The organism is Micromonospora sp. NPDC049204 (assembly GCF_040647935.1).
Lineage (GTDB): Bacteria > Actinomycetota > Actinomycetes > Mycobacteriales > Micromonosporaceae > Micromonospora.
Genome location: NZ_JBEZDC010000003.1, coordinates 395,883 through 419,138, shown reverse-complemented (window position 1 = coordinate 419,138; position 23,256 = coordinate 395,883). Strand labels below are relative to the sequence as shown.

The window sequence follows — 23,256 nt, the reverse complement described above, 5'->3', positions numbered from 1 at the left end:
TCGCCAGTAGGCTACGCCCATGACCGACAGGTACGCGAGCTTCGTCCAATCGGCCGCCGGCCGCGCGCTGGTCAAGCGCCTCGGGCTGCCCGACCCGCCCCGACTGCGCCGGCACCACCCCGGCGACCCGCTGCTGGCCGGGCCGGCCCTGCTCGGCGCGGCCACCGGCGGCCGGCTCGCCGAGCCGCTCGCCAAGATCCTGACCACCGCCGGGGTCGAGCTGCGCGACACCACCACCGCCGCGACAGAGGACCGCTTCGGAGCCCTGGTGTACGACGCCACCGGGATCACCGACTCCGCCCAGCTCCGCCAGCTCTACGACTTCTTCCACCCGCAGGCCCGGACGTTGCTGCCCAGCGGTCGGGTGATCGTGCTCGGCACCCCGCCGCAGGAGTGCGCGACGCCCCGCGAGGCGACCGCCCAGCGCGCCCTGGAGGGGCTGGTCCGCAGCATCGGCAAGGAGTTCGGCCGGGGCACCACCGCGCAGCTCGTCGCCGTCACCCGCGCCGGTGACGACGCCGGCACACTCACCAGCCTCGAATCGACAGTCCGGTTCCTGCTGTCCGGCCGGTCCGCGTACGTCTCGGGCCAGGTCATCCGGGTCGGCGTCGGCGCGGCGAGCGCCCCGGCGGACTGGGACCGCCCGCTGGACGGCCAGGTCGTGCTCGTCACCGGCGCGGCCCGGGGCATCGGTGCGGCGCTCGCGACGGTGCTCGCCCGCGACGGCGCGCAGGTCGTGGCGCTGGACATCCCGGCCGCCGGGGACGCCCTCGCCACGGTGGCGAACGACATCGGCGGTACGGCCGTGCAGCTCGACCTGACCGCGCCGGACGCGCCGACCCGGCTCGCCGACCACCTGGCCAGCAGGCACGGCCGGGTCGACGTGGTGGTGCACAACGCCGGCATCACCCGGGACAAGACGCTCGGCCGGATGGACGCTGACCGGTGGGACCAGGTCATCGACGTCAACCTCTCCAGCCAGGAGCGGATCAACGACGTGCTGCTGGAGCGGGGGCTGATTCCGGCCGGCGGGCGGATCGTCGCGGTCTCGTCGATCGCCGGGATCGCCGGCAACCGGGGGCAGACCAACTACGCGACGAGCAAGGCCGGCGTGATCGGGTTGGTCGACTCGCTCGCCCCGGCCCTGCGCGCGCGGGGGATCAGCGTCAACGCGGTGGCCCCGGGCTTCATCGAGACCCGGCTGACCGCGCGCATCCCGCTCGTGGTCCGCGAGGCGGGCCGACGCATGAACAGCCTGGCCCAGGGCGGATTGCCGGTGGACGTGGCCGAGACGATCGGCTGGCTCGCCTGGCCGGCCAGCGGTGCGGTCAGCGGCAACGTGGTCCGGGTCTGCGGCCAGAGCCTGCTGGGGGCGTGATGGGCCGCCGGAAGGAGCCGGACGACGACCTCTCCCTGCACGAGTTGATCGACGGCCCGACGGAGACGCTGTCGGCGGAGACGCGGGCCGCGGCGCTCCGGCCGGAGTCCGGCGGTCGTACCCCTGTCGAACTGGCTCGGATGCCGGCGGCCGGGGCGCTGCACCGGCGGGCGGTGCTCGGCGCGCTACCGGGTCTCGGTGGCGGGCGGCGACGTGGTCCCGACCTGCCGGCCGTCGAGCTGGCCGTGCGCGGCGTGACCGTCGACCGGGCACAGCTGGCCGACTACGACCGGGTCTGTGGGTTCCGGCTCGCCGACCGTCTGCCCGGCACCTTTCCGCACGTCCTGGGGTTCCCGCTGAGTCTGCGGCTGATGACCATGCCGGAGTTCCCCATTCCACTGATCGGCCTGGTGCACGTGGGCAACCGGATCACCGTGCGCCGCCCGATCAGCGCCGACGAGACCCTCGACTTCACGACGTACGCGGAGAACCTGCGCCCGCACGCCCGGGGACGGCAGGTGGACGTGGTGCTGGTGGGATCGGTCGACGGCGAGACGGTCTGGGAGGGTGTCTCGACGTACCTGGGTCGAGAACGCAAGCCCGGCGGCGGGGGCGACCGCGGTAGGCGTCCCGACGCACCGGCCGCCACGGCCCGTTGGCGGGTGGATCCCCGGGTCGGCACGACGTACGCGCGGGTCTCCGGGGACCACAATCCGATCCACACCTCGCTCCTGGGCGCGCGGCTGTTCGGCTTCCGCCGGCCGATCGCGCACGGCATGTGGAGCAAGGCCCGCTGTCTGGCCGCCCTGGAGAACCGGCTGCCGGACGCCTACACCGTCGAGGTCGCCTTCAAGGCGCCCGTGTCGCTGCCGAGCACGGTGAACTTCACCCTGTTGCCGGACGGCGGGTTCGCCCTGCACGACTCGCGCGGGCGTCCGCACCTGGCGGGTTTCGTGCGCTGACGATTTCCGGGTTGGCAGGGGTGCCCTCGTACGTTAAGTTATTCTCAGAGCGAGATGTTCTCAACCTGAGAGAGACGCGATGAACGAGCAGGAGTTCCTGGCCGCGTACGACCCACGGGCCTACCCGTCGGTCGCGGTGACCGTCGACGTGGTGGCGCTGACCATCCGCGACGGTGCGCTGCACCTGCTGCTGATCCAGCGCGGTCAGCAGCCCTTCGCGGGGCACTGGGCGCTGCCCGGCGGCTTCGTCCAACCCGACGAGGACCTGGCCGCCGGCGCCCGACGGGAGTTGGCCGAGGAGACCGGGCTCGGCGGCGACCGGCTGCGCCGCGTACACCTGGAGCAGTTGGGCAGCTATGGCACCCCCGACCGCGACCCGCGGATGCGTGTCGTCTCGATCGCGCACCTCGCGTTCGCCCCCGACCTGCCGGATCCGGCCGCCGGCACCGACGCCGACGCCGCGATCTGGCTGCCGGTCACCGCGTTGACCAGCCGACAGCTCGCCTTCGACCACGGCCGGATCATCGACGACGGGCTGGAGCGTGCCCGGTCCAAGCTGGAATACACCCCGCTCGCCACGCGCTTCCTCGACGCCGAGTTCACGATCAGCGAGCTACGCACGGTCTACGAGACGGTCTGGGGTCACCCGCTGCACGCCGGCAACTTCCACCGCAAGGTGCTCTCCGTGCCCGGCTTCGTGGAGAGCACCGGCGCCAGCACCGAACGCGGCGGCTCCCGCGGCGGCCCCCGCGCCCGCCTCTACCGGGCCGGCGACGCCCGCCTGCTGCACCCGGCGCTGCTGCGCCCCGCCCGCGAGGAGACGGTGCGATGAGGACGGCGGCGGCCATCGGCCTGGTCGCGGCGGCCCACACCGACGCCGACCTGTTCGGCACGGACCAGCCGGCCCGGCGTTACCGCGAGCTGGTCGCGGCCCTGCACCCCGACCGCCTGCCGGCCGACCCCGCGGTACGCGCCGAGGCCCTCGACGCGTTCGTCCACGTCACCACCCGGTGGCAGGCCCGGCAGGTCACCGTCCTCGGCGACTACCGGCTCGGCGCGCCGGCCCACTCCGGTGACCTGGCCGACCTCTTCGACGTCGGTGCCGACCGTCTGCTCAAGCTCCCCCGACGGCCCACCGACAACGACCTGCTGGCCCGCGAGGCACACGCCCTGCGCACCATCGCCGAGCGCGGCGACCCGCGCTACCTGCCGTACGTGCCCCGGCTCGTCGACGAGTTTCCGCACCGCGACACCGCGTCCGGCGCCGAACGACGGATCAACGTCATCGCCACCGCACCCGGGCTGCACGACCTGGACGAGGTGCGGCGCGCGTACCCCGACGGGTTGGACGCCCGGGACGCGGCCTGGATGTGGCGGCGGCTGCTGGTGGTGCTCGGCCTGGCCCACCGGGCGGGCGTGGTGCACGGCGCGGTCCTGCCCCGACACGTGCTGATCGAGCCGGACGGCCACGGCGTCGTGCTTGTCGACTGGTGTTTCTCCGCCCCCACCGGCACCACCATCCCGGCGCTCGTGCCCGGCCAGGAGGACTGGTATCCGGAGGAGGTCCCCTGCAAGCGGCCCGCCGGACCGGGCACCGACATCGCGATGGCCAGCCGCTGCATGAGCTGGCTGATGGGGTCGCGTGCGCCCCGCGAGCTGCACGCCTTCGCGCGGGGCTGTCGGCAGCGGTCCCTGGACGCCCGGCCCGACGACGCCTGGCGGCTGCTGCGCGAACTCGACCAGGTGCTGGACCGGCTCTACGGGCCACGCACCTTCCGACCCTTCACCCTCACCCCCTAAGGAGCTGTCATGGGCAGTGGAATCTGGTCCACCGACGTGTACGACGCCGCCGACCGCTACCGCCGGTCCACCGGCCGGAGCGCCTTCTCCTACAGCGACAGCGGGGCACGCACCGTGCACACCGCGCTCGATCCCCGCGACGCGATGCGCGAGAGCCGCGACTCCGACGAGCATCCCCGGTCGACCCCCGTCGCCGTGCTCTTCGACGTGACCGGCTCGATGCGCAACGTGCCACGCGTCCTGCAGACCAAGCTGCCGCAGCTGCTCGGACTGCTGCAACGGCAGGGGTACGCCAGCGATCCGCAGATCATGTTCGGCGCGATCGGCGACGCCACCTGCGACCGGGTGCCGTTGCAGGTCGGGCAGTTCGAGTCGGACAACCGGATGGACGACGACCTCGGCCGGATCGTCCTCGAAGGCGGTGGCGGCGGGCAGATGAGCGAGTCGTACGAGCTGGCCATGTACTTCATGGCCCGACACACCGCCACCGACAACTGGGACCGGCGCGGCCGGCGCGGCTACCTGTTCATCATCGGTGACGAACTGGCGTACCAGCAGGTGAAGGCTCGTGAGGTGGCCAAACTGATCGGCGACAACCTGGCCGAGGACGTGCCGCTGCGGCAGGTCGTCGACGAGGTGACCCGCCGCTGGGACACCTACTACCTGCTCCCCGCCGGCAGCCACTACGCCGGCAACGCCAAGGTGCTCGACTTCTGGCGGGATCTGCTCGGGCAGAACGCCGTCGTGCTCGACGACCTCGACGCGGTCTGCGAGACCATCGCGCTCACCATCGGCCTCGGCGAGCAGGCCATCGACCTGGACGAGGGCCTGCGCCACCTGGACCACGCCGGTTCCAGCGCCACCGGCACCGTCTCGAAGGCCCTGGCCCGCCTCGGCCGGGGACGACGGGCCGAGGTGTCGACGCTGCCCGCGTTCACCGACACCGCCGGTGGGGTGAGGAGGCTGTGAGGCATGTGGCGGTGGTCGACCTCGGCTACGGCGACGCCGGCAAGGGCACGGTGGTGGACTGGCTCTGCGCCACCCGGCCCGTGCACACGGTGATCCGCTTCAACGGGGGTGCGCAGGCGGCGCACAACGTCGTGCTGCGCGACGGGCGGCACCACACGTTCGCGCAGTTCGGTGCCGGGACGTTCCACCCCGGTGTCCGTACCCACCTGTCGCGGCACGTCGTGGTGGACCCGCTGGCGCTGGCCGCCGAGGCCGACCATCTCGCCACGCTCGGGGTGACCGACGCGCTCGACCGACTCACCGTCGACGGGGACGCGCTGCTCGCCACCCCGTACCACCGGGCCGCCAACCAGGCCCGGGAGATCGCCCGGGGAGCCGACCGGCACGGCTCCTGCGGGCTGGGGGTGGGCGAGGCTGTCGCGTACGGTCTCGCCCACCCCGACGACGCGCCCCGGGTCGGCGACTGCCGCAGCCCAGCGCTGCTGCGCCGTCGGTTGACCGCCCTGCGGGACCGGCTGACCGCCGAGCTGGGTCCGCTGGACGCGCCGCCGGTCGAGGACTGCCTGCCCGCGTTCACCGGGTTCGCCGGGCGGGTCGCGATCGTGGACGGAAACTGGCTCGCCGGAGCACTGCGCGCGGGGACCTGCGTCTTCGAGGGGGCACAGGGGGTGCTGCTCGACGAGTGGCACGGCTTCCACCCGTACACGACGTGGAGCACCACCACCTTCGCCAACGTGGACGGCCTGCTCGCCGAGGCGGGCCAGTCCGGCGACGCGACCCGGATCGGGGTGCTGCGGATCGTCACCACCCGGCACGGTGCCGGCCCGCTGGTGACCGAGGACCCGAGCCTGTCGTTCACCGACAGGCACAACGCCACGAACCCGTGGCAGGGCCGGTTCCGGTTCGGCCACTTCGATGCGGTCGCCCACCGGTACGCCCTCGCGGCGGCCGGTGGGGTCGACGGCCTGGCGCTGACCCACCTCGATCTGACCGGCCCCGACCTGCGGATCTGCCGCCGCTACGACACCACCGACCGGCTCACCCCCGGCCCACCCGGTGACCTGGACCGGCAGGCCGCGCTCACCGCCCGCCTGCTGCGCTCCCGCCCGCTCTACGACGATCCACCGGCGGACTGGGCGGAGGCGATAAGCACGGAGCTGGCCACCCCGGTGGTGCTGACCTCGCGCGGCCCCACCGCCGACGACAAGACCCCCCACGGCCCACTGCTCGCCCAACCAGCCCTGGTCCACTCGGCCTAACCCGACCCTCCCTATACCGCCGCTTCGGCACCGGGACCGGTCGTGCCCGGCGAGCATGGGGGCATGGACTCCGCGCTCGACCTGCTCCGACAGCTCGTCACCTCACCATGGGTGTACCTGCTGATCTTCGGGCTCACGGCGGTCGACGCGTTCTTTCCAGCCGTACCCGGTGAGGCGGCCGTCATCACCGCCGCCGTGCTCTCCACCAGCGGCAATCCCAACCTGGCGGCGGTGATCGTCGCCGCCGCCGTGGGCGCCTGCGCCGGCGACCACATCTCGTACGCCATCGGGCGCGGTGGCGGCGCGAACCGGCTCGCCAGGTTTCCCGACGGCAGCCGCCGACGGGCCAGCTCGGAATGGGCGAGACGCGCGCTGAACCGGCGCGGCGGGCTGATCCTGACCACCTCCCGCTACCTGCCGGGAGGCCGGACGGCGGTCACCCTCACCATGGGCGCGGTGCGCTATCCCCGCCGGTCGTTCCTGCTCTACGACGCGATCGCGACGGTCACCTGGGCTTTGTACTGCGGGCTGCTCGGCTACTTCGGTGGGCTGGCCTTCGAGCGCCACCCCGTCAAGGGCGTCCTCGCCGGGATCGGCCTGTCGGTGCTCGTCACCTTCGGCATCGAGGGCATCCGTTGGCTGCGACACCGGTCGCGCCACTGACCGGACCGGTGGCGGCGGGACACCCGTCACAGCAGGTCGGCGTCGTACACCAGGATGGCCAACTGCACCCGGTTGCCGGCCTGGAGCTTGGCCAGCGCGCGGCTGACATGTGCCTTCACGGTGGCCTCGCTCATCGTCAACCGCCTGGCGATCTCCGCGTTGCCGTGCCCGCGGGCCACCTCCCGGACGATCTCCAACTCCCGCGTGGTCAGCGGCGCCAGCCGCTCCCGAGCCGCCTCCCGGCGGGCCGGGCCACGCTCGGCGAACGAATTGAGCAGGCGCCTGGTGACCGTCGGGGCGAGCATCGCGTTGCCGGCGGCCACCGTGCGGACGGCTGCCGCCAACTCCCGGGGCGGGGTGTCCTTGAGCAGGAAGCCAACCGCGCCGGCCCGCAGCGCCCGGTGCACGTACTCGTCGAGGTCGAAGGTGGTCAACATGATCACCTTCGGTCCGGCGGCGACCACGTCGGGCGCGATGGTCAGCCCGTCGACGCCCGGCATCCGCACATCGAGCAGCACCACGTCGGGACGTAACCGCTGGGCCTGCTGCAACGCGCCGGCGCCGTCCGCCGCCTCGCCCACCACCGTGATGTCCTCGGCCGCCTCCAGGATCAGCCGCAGCCCGGCGCGGAGCAGGTGCTCGTCGTCGACCACCACCACCCGGATCACGCCGCACCCGCCAGCGGGATCAGGGCGCGGACCAGGAAGCCGCCGTCCACCGGGGTCGCCTCCAGTCGGCCGCCGAGCAACTCCACCCGCTCGCGCAGCCCGAGCAGCCCCTGACCGGAACCGGGCAGGGACTGGCCACCCTCGGACGGACCGTTTTGGACCCGCACCTCCAGCCCGTCGGGCAGGTAGCGCAGGCACACGGTCGTCTCGGCGTCGGCGGCGTGCTTGCGCACGTTCGTCAGCGCCTCCCGGACCACCCGGTACGCCGTGCGCCCCACCGTCGCCGGTAGCGCCGTCGGAACTCCCTCGTCCCGCCGGTGCACCCGCAACCCGGCGACACGGGACTCCCCGATCAACTCGTCCAACGCGTCGAGCCCCCGCTCCGGCAGCACTGCCGGACCGGCCTGCCGCAGCACACCCAGCACCTCGCGCAGGTCGGTGAGCGCCTCCCGCCCGGTCGTCCGGATCAGCGCGGCGGTTTCGACTGTCGCCGGAGCGGTCGCGGTCACCTCCAGCGCCCCGGCGTGCACCACCATCAGCGAGACCCGGTGCGCGACCACGTCGTGCATCTCGCGGGCGATCCGGGTCCGCTCCTCGGCGCGGATCCGGTCGGCGCGGGCCTCCTGTTCACGTTCCAACCGCTCGGCCCGGTCCCGCAGGGCGGCGAGCGTCTCCCGGCGCGCCCGCACCCAGAGGCCGAACACCAACGGAAGCCCGACCAGACCGGCGGCGAGGAAGAACACGTTGCCGGTGGTGGCGGTGGTGATCCGGCGTACGCCGCCCACCGCCAGCCCGACGAGCACCCCACCGGCCAGCACCGTGGCCGCACCGACGAGGTAGGCGGCAAGCCGACGGCCCCGCAGCCGCAGCCCCGCCTGGTACGAGGCGACCACTCCGGCGGCCGCGGCGGCGAGCACCAACCAGCTGGCCGTCGCGGCCAGGAACAACGGCCAGCGACGGGTCCGGACCGTACTGGCGGCCCAGCCCGAGCCCACGGCGATGGCCAGCACGACCGCGCCCGGCAGCGGCGAGCGGACTCCCAGGTCACCTGTCGCGCTGGCCCAGACGGCCACGGCGACCAGGACGGCGAGCAGCAGCGGGGCGTACCGCTGGACGACCCGCCGGAGGGCGACGGCGCTGGTGGCCACGGGGTGAGCGTAGGGCTCCGCCGAAGGCTCGGCTCGCCCCACACCGTCGGATGCGGGTGTCCTGGGGGATGACCCCTACCCGGCCTCCGGGCCGAACCAGACCTAAGTGATGGTGTCCCGCTGACCACTGGCCGATGGCAGGAACCGCCGCCCACACCAGCATCGGGGCATGGATCTGCTCGACCTGCTGCACGAGACGATGTCCTCGCCGTGGGTGTACCTGGCGATCTTCACGATCGCGGTGCTCGACGGCTTCTTTCCGGTGGTGCCGAGCGAGACGGCGGTGATCACCGCCGGGGTGTTCGCGGCCTCCGGCGCGCCGTACCTCCCCGCGGTGATCCTGGTGGCCGCGGCCGGGGCACTGATCGGCGATCACGTCTCGTACGCCATCGGCCGGGGTGGTGGCACCCGGCTACTCGACCGGCTCCCACCCGAGGGTCGGCGTAGGCGGGCCATCGAGTGGGCGCGTCGGGGCATCGCCACGCGGGGAGGACTCATCCTCACCGTGGCCCGCTACGTGCCGGGCGGCCGGACGGCGGTCACCCTCACCATGGGCGCGGTGCACTATCCCCGCCGACGGTTCCTGGTCTTCGACGCGCTCGCCGCCGGCTCGTGGGGGCTCTACTCCGGGTTGGTGGGATACCTCGGCGGGATGGCCTTCGAGCAGGACCCGCTGCGTGGGCTCCTGCTCGGTCTGGGCCTCGCCCTGGGGGTGACGACGATGGTCGAGGTGGTCCGCTGGCTCGGCCGGCGTCGCCGATCCGCGCGATCGGCGACGGCGGACGAGCCGGATGCCGGTGAGCTGATCTCGGGCGGCCAGCCGGCGCGCTGATCTCGGGGCGGCCCGGCCGGTGCGCGGGCTTCGGGGCGGGGTCAGTCGGCGGCCGGGCGCCAGACGACGCCGTGCAGGAGTTGGCCGGCGCCCAGCCAGGCCACGTTCATCATCCGGGTGGCCGTCTTCTCCGAGTCGGCTTCGGGGTGGTCCGCGAGCCAGTCGGCAAGCGACTCGGTGGCGCCGACCAGGGCGTACGCGACGACCTCCAGGTCGACGGCGGCGATCTCCCGACCCTCGGCGCGCAGTGCGTGGTCGAGCATTCCGGCGACGACCTCGACCAGCCGGGCACGCATGGTGGCCAGTTCGCCGGCGAACGGCTGCTCACCCCGAGCCTGCCGGTAGAGCACCGCCCAGCCGTCGCGGTGCGCGCCCACGAAGCCGAAGAACGCCTTCAGCCCTCGCCAGAGCCGAACGTCGGCCGGCAGGTCGGGGGCGGCGGCGCCGGCGATGGCCTGCATCATGCGGGTGCCCTCCCGGTGCAGGCAGGCGACGAAGAGTTCTTCCTTGGTGCCGAGGTACGCGTACACCATGGGCTTGGAGATGCCGGCATCCTCGGCGATCTCGTCCATGCTGGCGGCGTGGAAGCCACGTCGGGAGAAGACCTTGACGGCCGCGTCAAGCATCTGCTGCTCACGAACGGCGCGTGGCAGGCGCTTGAAGGCGGGCGGTGTGGACACCTTGCGAGCATACCTACTCGTGCGTAGGGTTACGCACGAGTAGCCATATCTTGCGGAAGGCGCACCTGATGACTGACTTCGACCCGGCCACCTTCGCCAACGTCGGCCCCAAGGAGTTCGCCCAGCTGGTCAAGTCCACCCCGGACGACAAGATCGCCCAGGTGATGTCCGGTGACCTGCGCGGCAAGGTGCTCGGCGAGGTGTTCGGCCGGATGCCGTCGCTGTTCCGCGCCGACCGGGCCGGCTCCACCAACGCGGTCATCCACTGGGTCATCACCGGTCGCCCCGACGGCGGCAACGACACCTACGAGGTGGTCATCGCCGACGGCACGTGCGTGGTGAACGAGACCCCGCAGCACGACCCGAAGCTGAGCCTGACCATGGGCCCGGTCGAGTTCCTGAAGATCGTCTCCGGTGGCGCCAACCCGGTGATGATGTTCATGACCGGCAAGCTGAAGGCGAAGGGCGACCTCGGCCTCGCCGCCAACATCGCCAACCTGTTCGACATCCCCAAGGCCTGACATGGCCGAGTTCTCGCTCGACCTGAACGAGGAACAGCGGGATCTGCGCGACTGGGTGCACGGCTTCGCCGCCGAGGTCGTGCGCCCGGCCGCCGCCGAGTGGGACGAGCGCGAGGAAACCCCGTGGCCGGTGATCCAGGAGGCCGCGAAGGTCGGCCTCTACGGCTTCGAGTTCCTCGCCACCTGCTGGGCCGACCCGACCGGGCTCTCCCTGCCGATCGCCAGCGAGGAACTCTTCTGGGGTGACGCCGGCATCGGCCTCTCCATCTTCGGCACCTCGCTCGCCGTCGCCGCCATCTACGGCACCGGCACGCCGGACCAGCTGGTCGAGTGGGTGCCGCAGTGCTTCGGCGACGTCGACTCACCCGCCGTCGCCGCGTTCTGCTCCAGCGAGCCGGAGGCCGGCTCCGACGTCGGCGCGATGCGCACCCGGGCCGTCTACGACGAGGCCACCGACGAGTGGGTGCTCAACGGCCAGAAGGCGTACGCCACGAACGGTGGGATCGCCGGCGTGCACGTCGTCACCGCCTCCGTCGACCCCGCGCTCGGCTCCCGCGGCCAGGCCGCATTCGTCGTACCCCCGGGCACCCCCGGCCTGGCCGCCACCCGCAAGCTGCGCAAACTCGGCCTGCGCGCGTCCCACACCGCCGACGTCTTCCTCGACGGGGTACGTGTGCCCGGCCGCTGCCTGCTCGGCGGACGAGACGCCCTGCTGGCACGCCTCGACCGGGCCCGCTCCGGTCAGCGGGCCACCGGGCAGGCCGCGATGCGCACCTTCGAACTGACCCGACCCACCGTCGGCGCGCAGGCGCTCGGTGTGGCGCGGGCCGCCTACGAGTACGCCCTGGACTACGCGAAGGACCGGGTCCAGTTCGGACGGCCGATCATCGAGAACCAGGCCGTCGCGTTCGCACTCGCCGACATGCGGATGGAGATCGACGCAGCCCGGCTGCTGGTCTGGCGTGCCTCGTGGATGGGCCGCAACAACCGCCCGTTCACGGCGGGCGAGGGATCGATGTCCAAGCTCAAGGCCGGCGAGGTCGCGGTGTCGGTCACCGAGAAGGCGGTGCAGCTACTCGGCGGTGCCGGTTTCCTGCGCGATCACCCGGTGGAGCGCTGGTACCGCGACGCCAAGATCTACACCATCTTCGAGGGCACCTCCGAGATCCAGCGACTGGTCATCTCCCGCGCGATCTCCGGGACGCAGATCCGCTGACTCGGCGGAGGCGGGCGTCGAGGCCGCGGGATTCACATACCGCGGCCGCCACCGGATTCCACGATCTGTGCCGTGTTCGTCACCCCACACGGACGTGAACTGGGCCTTCCGCCGGACCCAGTGCATGATCAAGGACGACGCCCTGACGGACGGGGAAGATCCGCTGCCCTGTCCGCGCACCACCCCGAGGAGGTCTGCGGCATGGACCTGCCGTTCATCATCGCCACGCTGACCCGCCGTGGACTGCTCACCCCCGGCAGCCCCGTCCGGGTCGCCGCGCAGCTCAACGCGTTGCGGACGTGGGGATGGAGCCTGGGCGGCGAGTTGCGCCAGGCAGCCGCCCGGGACCCCGGCCGGACGGCGGTCATCGACGAGAACGGCGTCGAGCTGACGTACCACGATCTGCTCGACCGGGCCGAGCGGATGGCCCGCTCGATGCGGGCGGGCCTCGGCGTCCAGGCCGGTGACCGGATCGGTGTGCTCTGCCGCAACCATCACGGGCTGATCGAGACGATCGTCGCGGCCACCCTGCTCGGCGTCGACGCCGTGCTGGTCAACACCGGGCTCTCCGCCGCCCAACTGGGCACCGTCACCGAGGAGCAGCGGCTGCGGCTGCTGGTGCACGACGACGAGTTCGCCGAGCGGGTCCTCGGCCTCCCCGCCGAACTGCCCCGCCTCGACGAACGAGGCCGCGAGGAACTGGTCGCCGGGGCGCTGCCGGGTGACCTACAGCCGCCGGAGCGGGACGGCCGGATCATCGTGCTCACGTCCGGCACGACAGGTGCGCCCAAGGGCGCCCGCCGACCCACGCCGAGCGGCTTCGGCCCGCTGGTGTCCATCATCGACCGCATCCCGCTGCACGCCCGGGACCGGGTGATGATCGCGGCACCGATCTTCCACACCTGGGGGTTCGCCGCCCTCCAGGTCTGTTTCGCGTTGCGGGCCACCATCGTGCTGCACCGGCGCTTCGACCCGGTCGCCACGCTCACCGCCCTGACCGCGCACAGGTGTGACGCGCTGTTCGCCGTACCGGTGATGGTGCAGCGACTCCTGGAGGTGCCCGCGCCCGACCCGCGCCCCCCGCTCAAGGTCGTCGCGGTCAGCGGTTCCGCCCTGCCCGGCGGGCTCGCTCCGAGGTTCATGGACGTCTACGGCGACGTCCTGTTCAACCTCTACGGCTCCACCGAGGTCTCCTGGGCCTCCCTCGCGGCTCCCCAGGATCTGCGCCAGGCACCCACCACGGCCGGCCGACCACCCCACGGCACCCGGCTGGAGTTGCTCGACGACAACGGGCAGCCGGTGCCGCCCGGCCAGGTCGGGCGGATCTTCGTCGGCAACGAGATGCTCTTCGAGGGGTACACCTCCGGTGCCAGCCGGGAGACCCACGACGGCCTGCTCGACACCGGTGACCTCGGCCGACTCAACCCCGACGGGCTGCTCTTCGTCGACGGACGAGCCGACGACATGATCGTCTCCGGTGGCGAGAACGTCTTCCCATCCGAGGTGGAGGACCTGCTCACCCAACTACCCCAGGTCCGCGAGGCGGCGGTGATCGGCGTGCCGGACGCGGAGTACGGCCAGCGGCTGTCCGCGTTCCTCGCCCTGCACCCGGGCGAGACGCTCGACCCCGAGGCGGTACGCGAGTACGTCCGACACTACCTGGCCCGATTCTCCGTTCCCCGGGACGTGATCCTCGTGAAGTACCTGCCCCGTAACGCCACCGGCAAGGTGCTCAGCCGAGAGCTACGCCGCTACTACGGCTGACCGCCCCGGAACCGCCGGCGAGAACCGGTGAGTTCCGGGGCGGTGACCGCGCCCGTCAGTCGACCATCAGCGAGGGCCGCCAGTCCTGCTTGGCCCCGGCGAGGTCGAGGCGCTGGAACAGGCCCTTCGTGCCCTGCTCATCGAGCGTGCCGCGGTGCGCGTCGATGCGGACCACCATCCCCCGCACGTCAATCACATCCAGCCTCTCCAACCCGCTCGGATCAGCGGCAGCGTAGAAGGCCGCCTGATGACCGTCGATGGTGGTGTTCGGCGGCTCGTGCAACAGCTTCCCGTTCAACTCGGCCCGAATCTTGTCGGTCATCTCGACGTACGGGGAGAAGCCGACGTCCAGCGTCTTCGACCACTGCGTACCGGGGCTAGCGGTGGCGGGTTCGGCGCTGTACATGACGTTGGCGTACCACCGCCAGCCGTCCGGGGTCAGTGGCCCCTGAACCGTGGCATTGATCAGCCGCAGGTTCTGCGGCACCCCCCTTACCTGGGCCGGCATCTTCACCCGCTCGGTCGTGCTGAACCTGAGCTTCTGCGCCACGTGCAGGGCGATCTCGCGGGCGTCCTGCCCCTCCGCCCAGGTTGCGACATCGACCTCGGCCCAGCCGTCCGGGGCGTACTGCCAGCGGAGGGAGAGCCGGTCAGTGCCGTCGACGTCGTACTGGGTGAAGGTCGCCGTCGCGCCCCGCACATCGGGCGCGGGCGCCGTGCTCACGACGGGTGCCCGTTGGTCAATGCCCATGACCTGCGGCGCCTGCGGCGTCACCCCCTTCGGGTAGAGATCGACCGAAACTCCCGCCCAGTTCTGCGGATCGCCGCCACTCCCGCTCAGAGAGACACCCAGACCAAGAGGCGACACACCCGCCGAGTAACTCAGCCTGGCCAGGCCCGACGGCAACCAACCGAACCGCATGTACTGAACGGTCGGGTCGATCGTCTCCAAGGCGGCCGGGATCCGGGACGTGTCGGGCGACGGCACCTTCCCGGTGTACGGCTCCAGCGGAGCCAGAGCGCCGAACAGGTTCAGTGACGACGGCGTCGCCGACGGCGACCCGTCCGGCGGCGCGACCAGGCCCGGCACCGTGACGGCACCGACGACCACCGCGACCACCGCCAGTGCGGCGCCCGCACTGCGCACGTACCAGCGCTGCCGCCGCCCGGCGGTCATCGCCCGTTCGATGTTCACCACGGCGGACGGTGTCTCGGCCGCCTCGACCTCGGCGCGCATCAAGCGCGCCACATCCATTTCGTCGATCATTGTCAACTCCCGTGGGCCCACGCGTTGGTCGGCGTGCCACTCGCCTTGCCGGTCTGCATGGCGGTCGGCACGTCGTTTCGGACGGGGGCGAGCAGTCCTCGCAGCGTCGCCAACCCCTTGGCGGTCTGGCTCTTGACGGTGCCCGGCGCGCAGCCCAGCGCCTGTGCCGTCTCCTCCACCGTCAGGTCCTGAAAGAACCGCAGCACCAGGACGGCCCGCTGCCGCGGCGCGACCTGGCGCAGCGCCGCAACCAGATCGAGCCGCTCCGTGGCATCCGGGGCGGTCGGTGCGGGCCGCTCCGGTAGCAGGTCGGTGAGCAGCACCCGAGCCCAGCCGCGTCGCCGCTCGTCGATCAACCGCCGCATCAACATCGTCCGGACCAGCGCATTCAGGCTGTCGGCCCGCCGAGCCCGGGGCCAGTTGCGGTACAGCTCGGTGAGCACCCGCTGCACGATGTCGTCGCCCTGATGCCAGTCACCGCACATCAGGTACGCCGTCCGGCGCCACTGCGGCAGACCAGCGCGAACGCACTCGGTGTAGTCCGCGTCGGCCGCGGACCGTTCGACCGATCTCCGGCTCAGCGGCATCCTCGGACCTGTCCTCCCACCGGCCACCAACAGCACGGTGATCGTCCGCAAACCCGCATCTCCACTCCTCCCGTCGCTGTGCCTCCGACACCGCTAAGTCGTGGCCCGAGCAACGTCGGGTTGCCCCACGGGGGCGACAACCTCACCAGACGGGCTCATCCACCCCTTCGGTCGGCACGCTGGACGAGGAGGGTGGTGTTGGACTGTCGGCGGGCCGGGTGGTGGCAGATCGTGCACGGGCCTCGGGTGTCGTGCGGCGGCACCGGAGCGTGGCGAACATCCTGGCCGCGCGCACGCCGATCCGCTCCGCCGGCACGGAGGCATCGAGCTACGGCCCGGAACCGGGGGTCGGATCCTCCATCAGCCCGACCGCCCCTGCGGACGTTCGCGGTGAGAGGCAGGCACCCGCCCACCGATGCGGGGAGTCAGCTCGGGATCGTGATCCGGCCGTCGATCGCGGCGGCGGCGATGTCGGTGCGGTGCTGCGAGCCGGCCAACTCCACGCCGTCCACCAGCGCGTACGCGGCATCCCGCGCGGCGGCCAGGTCGGGGCCGGTGGCCGTACCGCAGAGGACCCGGCCGCCGGCGGATACCAACGCGCCGTCGCTGGCCCGGCGGGCGGTGCCCGCGTGGATGATGCCCGGTCGGTCCGCGCCGGTGATCACGTCGCCGGTGTGCGGCGCGGCCGGGTAGCCCGGAGCGGCGAGCACCACGGTGACCGCGCTGCCGTCCCGCCACCGCAGCGGCGGATGCTCGGCAAGCGTGCCGGTCGCCGCCGCGCGCAGCAGCCCGCCCAGCGGGGTCTCCAGGAGCGCGAGCACCACCTGCGTCTCCGGGTCACCGAAGCGCGCGTTGAACTCGATCACCCGAGGGCCGGCTGCGGTGATCGCGAGCCCGACGTAGAGCAGGCCGGCGAACGGGGTGCCCCGACGGCGCATCTCGGCCAGGGTCGGGTGGACCACGTCACGCATGACCTCGTCGACCAGGCCGGCGGGGGTCCAGGCCAGCGGTGCGTACGCGCCCATGCCGCCGGTGTTCGGTCCGGTGTCGCCGTCGCCGAGCCGCTTGAAGTCCTGCGCCGGCAGCAGCGGCAGGGCCGCCTCGCCGTCGGTGACCACGAAGAGGCTGACCTCCGGGCCGTCGAGGAACTCCTCGATCACGACCCGTCCGCAGTCGGCGGCGTGCGCCAGGGCGGCGGACCGGTCGTCGGTCACCACCACACCCTTGCCGGCGGCGAGACCGTCGTCCTTCACCACGTACGGGGCACCGAACTCGTCGAGCGCCCGGGCGGTGCTCTCCGCGTCCGTGCAGACGTACGCTCGGGCGGTCGGCACGCCGGCGGCGGTCATCACGTCCTTGGCGAACGCCTTGGAGCCCTCCAACTGGGCGGCCGCACCGGAGGGGCCGAACACGGCGATCCCCTTGGCGCGTAGCGCGTCGGCGACCCCGGCGACCAGCGGCGCCTCCGGGCCGATCACCACCAGGTCGGCGGCTGTCTCCACGGCCAGCGCCGCGACCGCGGCCGGATCCGTCGGAGTCACGGTCCGCAGCTCAGCCACCGCGCCGATCCCCGGGTTGCCCGGCGCAGCAATCAGCGCCGAAACAGCCGGATCGCGCACCAACCCGAGCGCGAGCGCATGCTCCCGCCCGCCACCACCCACCAAAAGAACGCGCACGACCCCGCATCCTACTGCCCACCGCGCCAACCCCCGCGGACCGCCATCCGCCCACCCCCGACCACCCTCCGCCACCCTCCGCCCGCTGGTGATCAAGAGGTTTGCGTCAGGCATCGACCTGTTTCTGACCCAAACCTCTTGATCACGGACGCGAGAGTCGGGCCGCCGTGATCGCCTGGCGGACGGTCCAGGGGATGTAGTCGGGGCGCAGGGTGTCCTGCCAGGTGAAGCGGAGAATCGTCCGGCCGGCGTTGACCATTCGGTTCTGGCGGCGGCGGTCGGCGAAGGCCGCCTCCGGCGTGCCGTGGGCGTCACGACCGTCGGCCTCCGCAATCACTCTCGGGCCACGCCACCCGAGGTCGCCGACTCCGAGCAGGTATCCGTCGTTGTCACGGACCTCCAACTGCAGCGTGTCTGGCGACACCCGCCCGTCCACGCACCGCAATCGTGTGCGGGTCTCGAGCGGCGACTGGGCACGCCCGTCTGCCTCAGCCAGACAGGATCGTGCCGTGACCGCACCTCGTCGCCCCCGAATCAGGTTCGGGATCACGTCCAGGTGCGCCGGGGTGATGCGGCCCCGGTTCAGCGCCGAGTCGAGGATCGAGACGGCCGAAAAACGATCAACCCGGAGAATGGCGTCCGAGACCGTGCGGAGCGGAGCGGTCACGCGAACGCCCGCGACCTCCCCTATCTCGCCGGGGGCGACGGTCACCTGGTGGACGACCAGCCACGGTGCCAGGACGCGCTGAGGCCGCGGTCGATCGACCGGAACCGAGACATGAACGTCTGGACTCCGGCGAAGACCAGCGATGTCGTGCAACTCCAGCGCGGTGTCCAGGACGGCGAAGGCGCCCGGTCCGAGGCTTACGACCGCCGCCCGAATCCGCGCTCGCCGCAGTGTCGAATCACTCGGCTGCGCGTCCGGCAGGAAGCAGCCGCGCAGAAGCCGTTGCCACCTGCCGGACCGATGCAACTGCCGGACTTGGTCCCTGGTCAGTCCGGCGCGCAACGCCTGCGCCAGAGTGACCATCCCGTCCTGCCGGGCCGCGACGTCGCGCAGTAGCTGGTGTGCTCGCACACCAACACCCTGCCCACCGACCCAACCCCATCAAAGCCCCTGTGGACAACCCCCACCACCCTGTGGATAACCCTAGTACCCGACCCCTCCCCCACTCCCTCCCCGCTGCCCCTCGTGATCAAGAGGTTTGCGTCAATTCCGCGCCGAATACTGACGGAAACTTCTTGATCACCGGCGCCAGGGGGGGGTGGGGTGGGTGGTGGGTTGGGTTAGGGGAGGAGGGGGTGGAGGACTACGTTTTCTTCTCGGCCTGGGCCTACGCCTACGACGCTCACCCTCGTGTTGCAGAGTTCTTCGACCCTCGCGATGTAGCGGCGGGCGTTCTCCGGGAGGTCGTCGATGGTGCGGGCCTTGGTGATGTCCTCCCACCAGCCGTCGAACTCCTCGTAGACGGGCGTGGCGTGGTGGAAGTCCGTCTGGCTCATCGGCATGTCGTCGACCCGGACGCCGTTGATCTCGTAGCCGACGCAGAGCGGCACCTTGGGCAGGCCGGTGAGCACGTCCAGCTTGGTGATGACCAGGTCGGTTACACCGTTGAGGCGGCAGGCGTACCGGGCGACGACCGCGTCGAACCACCCGCACCGGCGCTCCCGCCCGGTGGTCGTGCCGTACTCCGCACCGATCTTGCGCAGGTGATCGCCGTTGGCGTCGAACAACTCGGTCGGGAACGGCCCCGCGCCCACCCGGGTGGTGTACGCCTTGCTCACCGCGATCACCTTGTTGATCGCGGTGGGCGGGATGCCGGCACCCACGCAGGCACCACCGGCGGTCGGGTTCGACGAGGTCACGAAGGGGTACGTGCCGTGATCCATGTCGAGCATGGTGGCCTGCGCACCCTCCAGGAGCACCGTGTCGCCGCGGTCCAGGGCGTCCCAGAGCATCGCCCGGGTCTCCGCGATGTACGGCTTGAGCCGCTCGGCGTACGCCAGGTACTCCTCGACGGTCGCCTCGAGGTCGATCGCCTTGCGGTTGTAGACCTTGAACAGGATCTGGTTCTTCTCACGCAGGGCTAGTTCCAGCTTCTTGCGCAGGATGCCCGGGTCGAGCAGGTCCTGCAGCCGGATGCCGATCCGGGCGACCTTGTCGCCGTACGCCGGGCCGATGCCCCGGCCGGTGGTGCCGATGCGCGACGAGCCGAGGTAGCGCTCGATCACCCGGTCCAGTGCCCGGTGGTGCGGCATGATCAGGTGCGCGTCACCGGAGATCCGCAGCCGGGAAACGTCGACGCCGCGCTCGGCCAGGCCGTCGATCTCGGCGAGCAGCACCTTCGGATCGACCACCACACCGTTGCCGATGACGATCATCGCGTTCGGTGAGAGCGCGCCGGACGGCATCAGGTGCAGCGCGTATTTCTGGCCGTCCGGGGTGATCACCGTGTGCCCGGCGTTGTTGCCGCCGGAGTAGCGCACGACGTAGTCGACCCGCTCACCCAGCAGGTCGGTAACCTTGCCCTTGCCCTCGTCGCCCCACTGAGCGCCGATGAGCACGATCGCTGGCATCTTTTCCGCCTCCAGAAGGCTCGGGTGCCAGGTGGCGACCGCTCGGCGAGCCCGGGGTGTCAGGTTAACAAGTAGTGACGGCGTGGCCGGCAGGGGTCGCGTCGAGAGGCAGGAGGCTCCTTCCGTGTACGACGTGGTGCTGCTCACCCTCGGTTCGGAGCGGGACGCTCCCGGGGGCTGTGGCAGCGGTGGGGCCTGCTGCGGCGGCGCGACCGAGTCCGCAACCGACCCGACGAAGCAGACCGACAGCGAGCAGTGCGCCACCGAGCGGCCCCGGGTGCCGGTGCTGGCCTGCTCGGACGCGCTGATCGCCAGGGGTGCCCGGGTGGAGATGGTCACCGCCCGCTCCGACGCGGAGATCGACGCGGTGTTGGCCCGGCTCGACGGTCCGGCCCGCCCGGACGGTCTCACCTGGCCCGACCTGGACGGCAAGACCCGGCTGGTCGTCGCCACGGCGAGCGACGGGCAGTTGCGCGCCGTGCTGCGCCGACTGGTCCGGCGGTACGCGCCGGCGCCGAGCAGAAGACCGGCGGATCTGCCCGGCAACCGGACCCTGCCCGACCTGCCGCCGGTGGCAGTACTCCCGCTTGATCCGGCCCGTGGCGGCACCCACCAGGACCTGGCCGCGCAGCTCGGGCTGCCGCGCGACCCGGCGGCGGTGGCCGAGGCGGTGGTGGATGGCACGGCGCGCCGACTCGATCTGCTGCGCAACGACGGTGGCTCGGTGACCCTGGACGGCGCGTTGCTCGGCGCCGCCGACGACGACGGACGGCCGATGCACTGGCGGGCCCGGGTGGAGGTGGACGACACCGTCCTCACCAACGGCGACGAACCGCTGCTGGCCTGCGTGGTCGGCAACGCCGGCGGGTACGCGACGCTCGACGACGTCGTGCTGCTGACCGCGCCGGACCCGACCGACGGCCAGATCGAGGTCGCGGTGGCCGTGCCGGTGGTCATCCGCTCGGCGTTGGGCCGTAAACGGGTCCGCCTGGAGGTGCGGCGAGCCCGTGGACGGGCCGTTTCGGTGCTGCCCCGGGAGGGGAAGATCCCCTATCTCGACGACGGTGTCGAGGCTGAGCTGACCCGAAAGCGTTCCTGGTGGATCGAGCCGGGTGCCTGGGCGGTCTGGTCGATCTGACCCTGCGGTCGCGCCGAGCGGCGGCGCGGCTGCGCCGACGGCCCCGCCTGGGTGGATGGGCCTATCCTCGCAGGAGGACTGGGAGGGGCCGTAATGGACGAGAATGCCGACCGGGCGCAGGTGCACGGCCAGCAGCCGGTGCCGGAGCGAGACATCGAACCACTCTGGCCACCGGATCCGGCCGACCGCGGCACGGGTAACGCGGTGCCGCCGTGGGCGGCGGGCGCCCAACAGCCGGGCGCCCAACAGCCGGGCGCGCCGGGGCCGGTGACGCCGCCGGTGGACGTGCCGCCGTTCAGCCGGCCGCCGGTGCCCGGGCAGCCCGGGGCCCCGGCCCAGCCGCCGCCTTCGCCGTCCGACTACCCGTCGCTCTCCGGTGCCGTTCCGGCGCCCGGCGGTTGGGGCGCCGGCGGCCCGAACGCCGCCACGTCCGGCTGGGCGCCGCCGCAGCCGGGTTGGCCGCCGCCGGCTGACTCGGCGGCACCGCCGGTCCCGGGCCTTCCACCGAACCCGGGCACGCCGGCGGGACCGGGCACGCCAGTGGCACCCGGCACGCCCGAACCGAGCGCCCCCGGCGCGGCCGGGAGGGCGCAGCCGCCGGTCGCACCGCCGATCCCCCCGGGAGGCGTCGACCTGAACCTGCCGTTCACCCTGGATCACTCCACCGCGGCCCCGACGCCCACCGACCGCCCGAACGGCACAACCCGAACCTCGGCCGACCCGCCAGCGGCCGGACCCGCAGCGGCAGGGCCGGCACCCGAGGTCGACGGGGCCGGCGGCGACGGATCCGTTGGCGGGGTGGGACGACCCACCGAGTCACCCTGGGCCTATCCGCCGCAACGCCCCGCGTCCCACGACGCCACGGCGCCGCCGCCGCCTCCCGCGCCGCCCGTACCGCAGCCGCCGCACCCCGGTCCCGGTCCGGCGTACCCGGCCCCGCCGGTGATCCCCGGTCAGGCCGGTCCCGGGTACATCCCGCCGCCGCCGGACCTGACGCAGTTCGGCAACCCGCCGCAGCAGGGCGGACCGGTGGCCCCACCGCCCGGGCCGTATCCGCCGTCTCCGGGTTGGTACCCACCGCCGTGGCAACAGGGCGCGCCAGGCGTCCAGCCCGGGCAGCCCTATCCGGAGGCCGACGGCGTGACCCGGATGCCCGGCACCGGGTACCCGGACGCGGCCGCGTACCCGGACGCGAGCTGGGCGTCGGAGGACACCGCGGTACCGACCGCCGAGGACTTCAGCCGACGCCGACAGGTCCGGCCCGCCGACCCGATGGCGACGATGGGTGTCCGCGCGGTGGTCAACAAGATGGGGCTGCTCCGGCTCTCTCCCGGACGGCACGAGCAGGAGCTGAAGCGGGACATCGAGATGGTGCGCCGCAACTTCGGCGGGCTGCGGCAGGTGACCGTGGTCAACCCGAAGGGCGGCGCCGGTAAGACGGTGGCCATCCTGCTGCTCGCCATGACGTTCGGTCAGAAGCGCGGTGGCTACGTGCTGGCCTGGGACAACAACGAGACCCAGGGCACCCTGGGGATGCGGGCCCAGCAGGACTTCCACTCTCGCACCGTGCGGGACATGCTGCGGGATCTCGGGCAGTTCCAGGGCGCGCACGGGCGGGTCGGTGACCTGTCGCAGTACGTCCGCTCGCAGGGCGAGGGCATGTTCGACGTGCTGGCCTCGGACGAGTCGGCCACCGGCGGCGAGATGCTGACCGCTGCCGCGTTCGCCGAGATCCGCGAGGTGGTCAGCCGGTTCTACAAGTTGATCTTTGTGGACACCGGCAACAACGTGCGGGCGCAGAACTGGCAGGCGTCGATGGACGCCACCGACCAGTTGGTGGTCACCATGTCGGCCCGTAACGACTCGGCGGAGACGGCCGCCCGGATGCTCGACCACCTGGAGCAGAGCGGCCGGCAGCGGCTGGTCCGCCAGGCCGTGACCGTGGTGTCGATGCCACCGTCCCGCAAGGAGATCGACCTGCCGGCCATCCAGGAGCACTTCGCGGCCCGCACCCGGGCGGTGCTGCTGGCCCCGTACGAGCGGCTCATCGACACGGGTGAGCCGATCCGGTACGGCGGGCTCTCCGCGGCCACCCGGGACGCCTGGTTGAAGATCGCCGCCTCGGTCGCCGAAGGGCTGTGAACCGCCGAC

General features: G+C 72.3%; 21 protein-coding genes. 13 read left to right on the top strand and 8 right to left on the bottom strand.

Going from position 1 to position 23,256, the window contains the following annotated elements:
- Positions 1-19: 19 nt before the first annotated feature.
- The 7 genes from AB0A90_RS08040 to AB0A90_RS08010 all read left to right on the top strand — a co-directional run bounded on the left by AB0A90_RS08040 (position 20) and on the right by AB0A90_RS08010 (position 7,031).
- Positions 20-1,378 (top strand): 3-oxoacyl-ACP reductase, encoded by a 1,359-nt coding sequence (locus tag AB0A90_RS08040; protein ID WP_357243512.1) that lies wholly within the window; start codon positions 20-22, stop codon positions 1,376-1,378.
- A 140-nt stretch (positions 1,379-1,518) separates the two neighbouring features.
- Complete coding sequence (locus AB0A90_RS08035) at positions 1,519-2,340, top strand: MaoC/PaaZ C-terminal domain-containing protein (protein ID WP_357244085.1); 822 nt, start codon at positions 1,519-1,521, stop codon at positions 2,338-2,340.
- A 79-nt stretch (positions 2,341-2,419) separates the two neighbouring features.
- On the top strand, positions 2,420-3,172 hold the full coding sequence (locus tag AB0A90_RS08030; RefSeq protein ID WP_357243509.1) for an NUDIX domain-containing protein: 753 nt from the start codon (positions 2,420-2,422) through the stop codon (positions 3,170-3,172).
- Positions 3,169-4,140, top strand: a complete 972-nt coding sequence (locus AB0A90_RS08025; protein ID WP_357243506.1) for a serine/threonine protein kinase — start codon at positions 3,169-3,171, stop codon at positions 4,138-4,140. The genes AB0A90_RS08030 and AB0A90_RS08025 overlap by 4 nt, the downstream gene beginning before the upstream one ends.
- 9 nt (positions 4,141-4,149) lie before the next feature.
- Positions 4,150-5,109, top strand: coding sequence for a hypothetical protein (locus AB0A90_RS08020; protein ID WP_357243503.1), 960 nt, complete (start codon positions 4,150-4,152; stop codon positions 5,107-5,109).
- Complete coding sequence (locus AB0A90_RS08015) at positions 5,106-6,368, top strand: adenylosuccinate synthetase (RefSeq protein ID WP_357243501.1); 1,263 nt, start codon at positions 5,106-5,108, stop codon at positions 6,366-6,368. Before AB0A90_RS08020 ends, AB0A90_RS08015 begins: the two co-directional genes overlap by 4 nt.
- Before the next feature lie 63 nt (positions 6,369-6,431).
- Positions 6,432-7,031, top strand: a complete 600-nt coding sequence (locus AB0A90_RS08010; RefSeq protein ID WP_357243497.1) for a DedA family protein — start codon at positions 6,432-6,434, stop codon at positions 7,029-7,031.
- Positions 7,032-7,057: 26 nt separating this feature from the next.
- Here AB0A90_RS08010 and AB0A90_RS08005 read toward each other — a convergent pair whose 3' ends face one another.
- Together AB0A90_RS08005 and AB0A90_RS08000 are read right to left on the bottom strand one after the other, a co-directional pair.
- Positions 7,058-7,699 carry a response regulator transcription factor gene (locus tag AB0A90_RS08005; protein ID WP_357243494.1) on the bottom strand — a complete coding sequence of 214 codons (642 nt, stop codon included), beginning with the start codon at positions 7,697-7,699 and terminating at the stop codon, positions 7,058-7,060.
- Positions 7,696-8,847 carry a histidine kinase gene (locus tag AB0A90_RS08000; protein ID WP_357243491.1) on the bottom strand — a complete coding sequence of 384 codons (1,152 nt, stop codon included), beginning with the start codon at positions 8,845-8,847 and terminating at the stop codon, positions 7,696-7,698. The genes AB0A90_RS08005 and AB0A90_RS08000 overlap by 4 nt, the downstream gene beginning before the upstream one ends.
- A gap of 169 nt (positions 8,848-9,016) precedes the next feature.
- Here AB0A90_RS08000 and AB0A90_RS07995 point away from each other — a divergent pair, with 169 nt between their 5' ends.
- On the top strand, positions 9,017-9,679 hold the full coding sequence (locus tag AB0A90_RS07995; protein ID WP_357243489.1) for a DedA family protein: 663 nt from the start codon (positions 9,017-9,019) through the stop codon (positions 9,677-9,679).
- Positions 9,680-9,720: 41 nt separating this feature from the next.
- Here AB0A90_RS07995 and AB0A90_RS07990 read toward each other — a convergent pair whose 3' ends face one another.
- Positions 9,721-10,359: a TetR/AcrR family transcriptional regulator gene (locus tag AB0A90_RS07990; RefSeq protein ID WP_357243486.1), complete on the bottom strand. Its 639-nt coding sequence runs from the start codon at positions 10,357-10,359 to the stop codon at positions 9,721-9,723.
- Positions 10,360-10,427: 68 nt separating this feature from the next.
- Between AB0A90_RS07990 and AB0A90_RS07985 the strand changes: the two genes are divergently transcribed.
- The 3 genes from AB0A90_RS07985 (at position 10,428) to AB0A90_RS07975 (ending at position 13,860) form a co-directional block, all read left to right on the top strand.
- Positions 10,428-10,880, top strand: coding sequence for an SCP2 sterol-binding domain-containing protein (locus AB0A90_RS07985; RefSeq protein ID WP_357243483.1), 453 nt, complete (start codon positions 10,428-10,430; stop codon positions 10,878-10,880).
- A gap of 1 nt (position 10,881) precedes the next feature.
- Entirely contained in the window at positions 10,882-12,096 is a 1,215-nt protein-coding gene (locus AB0A90_RS07980) for an acyl-CoA dehydrogenase family protein (protein WP_357243480.1), read from the top strand.
- A gap of 201 nt (positions 12,097-12,297) precedes the next feature.
- Entirely contained in the window at positions 12,298-13,860 is a 1,563-nt protein-coding gene (locus tag AB0A90_RS07975) for an AMP-binding protein (protein WP_357243475.1), read from the top strand.
- 55 nt (positions 13,861-13,915) lie between these two features.
- On the opposite strand, the gene AB0A90_RS07970 is transcribed toward AB0A90_RS07975, so the two are convergent.
- The 5 genes from AB0A90_RS07970 to AB0A90_RS07950 all read right to left on the bottom strand — a co-directional run bounded on the left by AB0A90_RS07970 (position 13,916) and on the right by AB0A90_RS07950 (position 19,967).
- Positions 13,916-15,127, bottom strand: coding sequence for a hypothetical protein (locus AB0A90_RS07970; RefSeq protein WP_357243472.1), 1,212 nt, complete (start codon positions 15,125-15,127; stop codon positions 13,916-13,918).
- Positions 15,128-15,129: 2 nt separating this feature from the next.
- A complete protein-coding gene (locus tag AB0A90_RS07965) occupies positions 15,130-15,714 on the bottom strand; it encodes a SigE family RNA polymerase sigma factor (RefSeq protein WP_357243469.1) in 585 nt (194 codons plus the stop codon).
- Positions 15,715-16,139: 425 nt separating this feature from the next.
- Complete coding sequence (gene purD / locus AB0A90_RS07960; protein WP_357243467.1) at positions 16,140-17,390, bottom strand: phosphoribosylamine--glycine ligase; 1,251 nt, start codon at positions 17,388-17,390, stop codon at positions 16,140-16,142.
- 142 nt (positions 17,391-17,532) lie between these two features.
- Entirely contained in the window at positions 17,533-18,102 is a 570-nt protein-coding gene (locus AB0A90_RS07955; protein ID WP_357244129.1) for a hypothetical protein, read from the bottom strand.
- Positions 18,103-18,677: 575 nt separating this feature from the next.
- Positions 18,678-19,967: an adenylosuccinate synthase gene (locus AB0A90_RS07950; protein WP_357243464.1), complete on the bottom strand. Its 1,290-nt coding sequence runs from the start codon at positions 19,965-19,967 to the stop codon at positions 18,678-18,680.
- Between the two features lie 124 nt (positions 19,968-20,091).
- On the opposite strand from AB0A90_RS07950, the gene AB0A90_RS07945 reads away from it, so the two are divergent.
- Both AB0A90_RS07945 and AB0A90_RS07940 read left to right on the top strand, forming a co-directional pair.
- Entirely contained in the window at positions 20,092-21,105 is a 1,014-nt protein-coding gene (locus AB0A90_RS07945; RefSeq protein ID WP_357243461.1) for a diacylglycerol kinase family protein, read from the top strand.
- 93 nt (positions 21,106-21,198) lie between these two features.
- Entirely contained in the window at positions 21,199-23,247 is a 2,049-nt protein-coding gene (locus AB0A90_RS07940; RefSeq protein ID WP_357243458.1) for a chromosome partitioning protein, read from the top strand.
- The last annotated feature ends 9 nt before the right edge of the window (positions 23,248-23,256 follow it).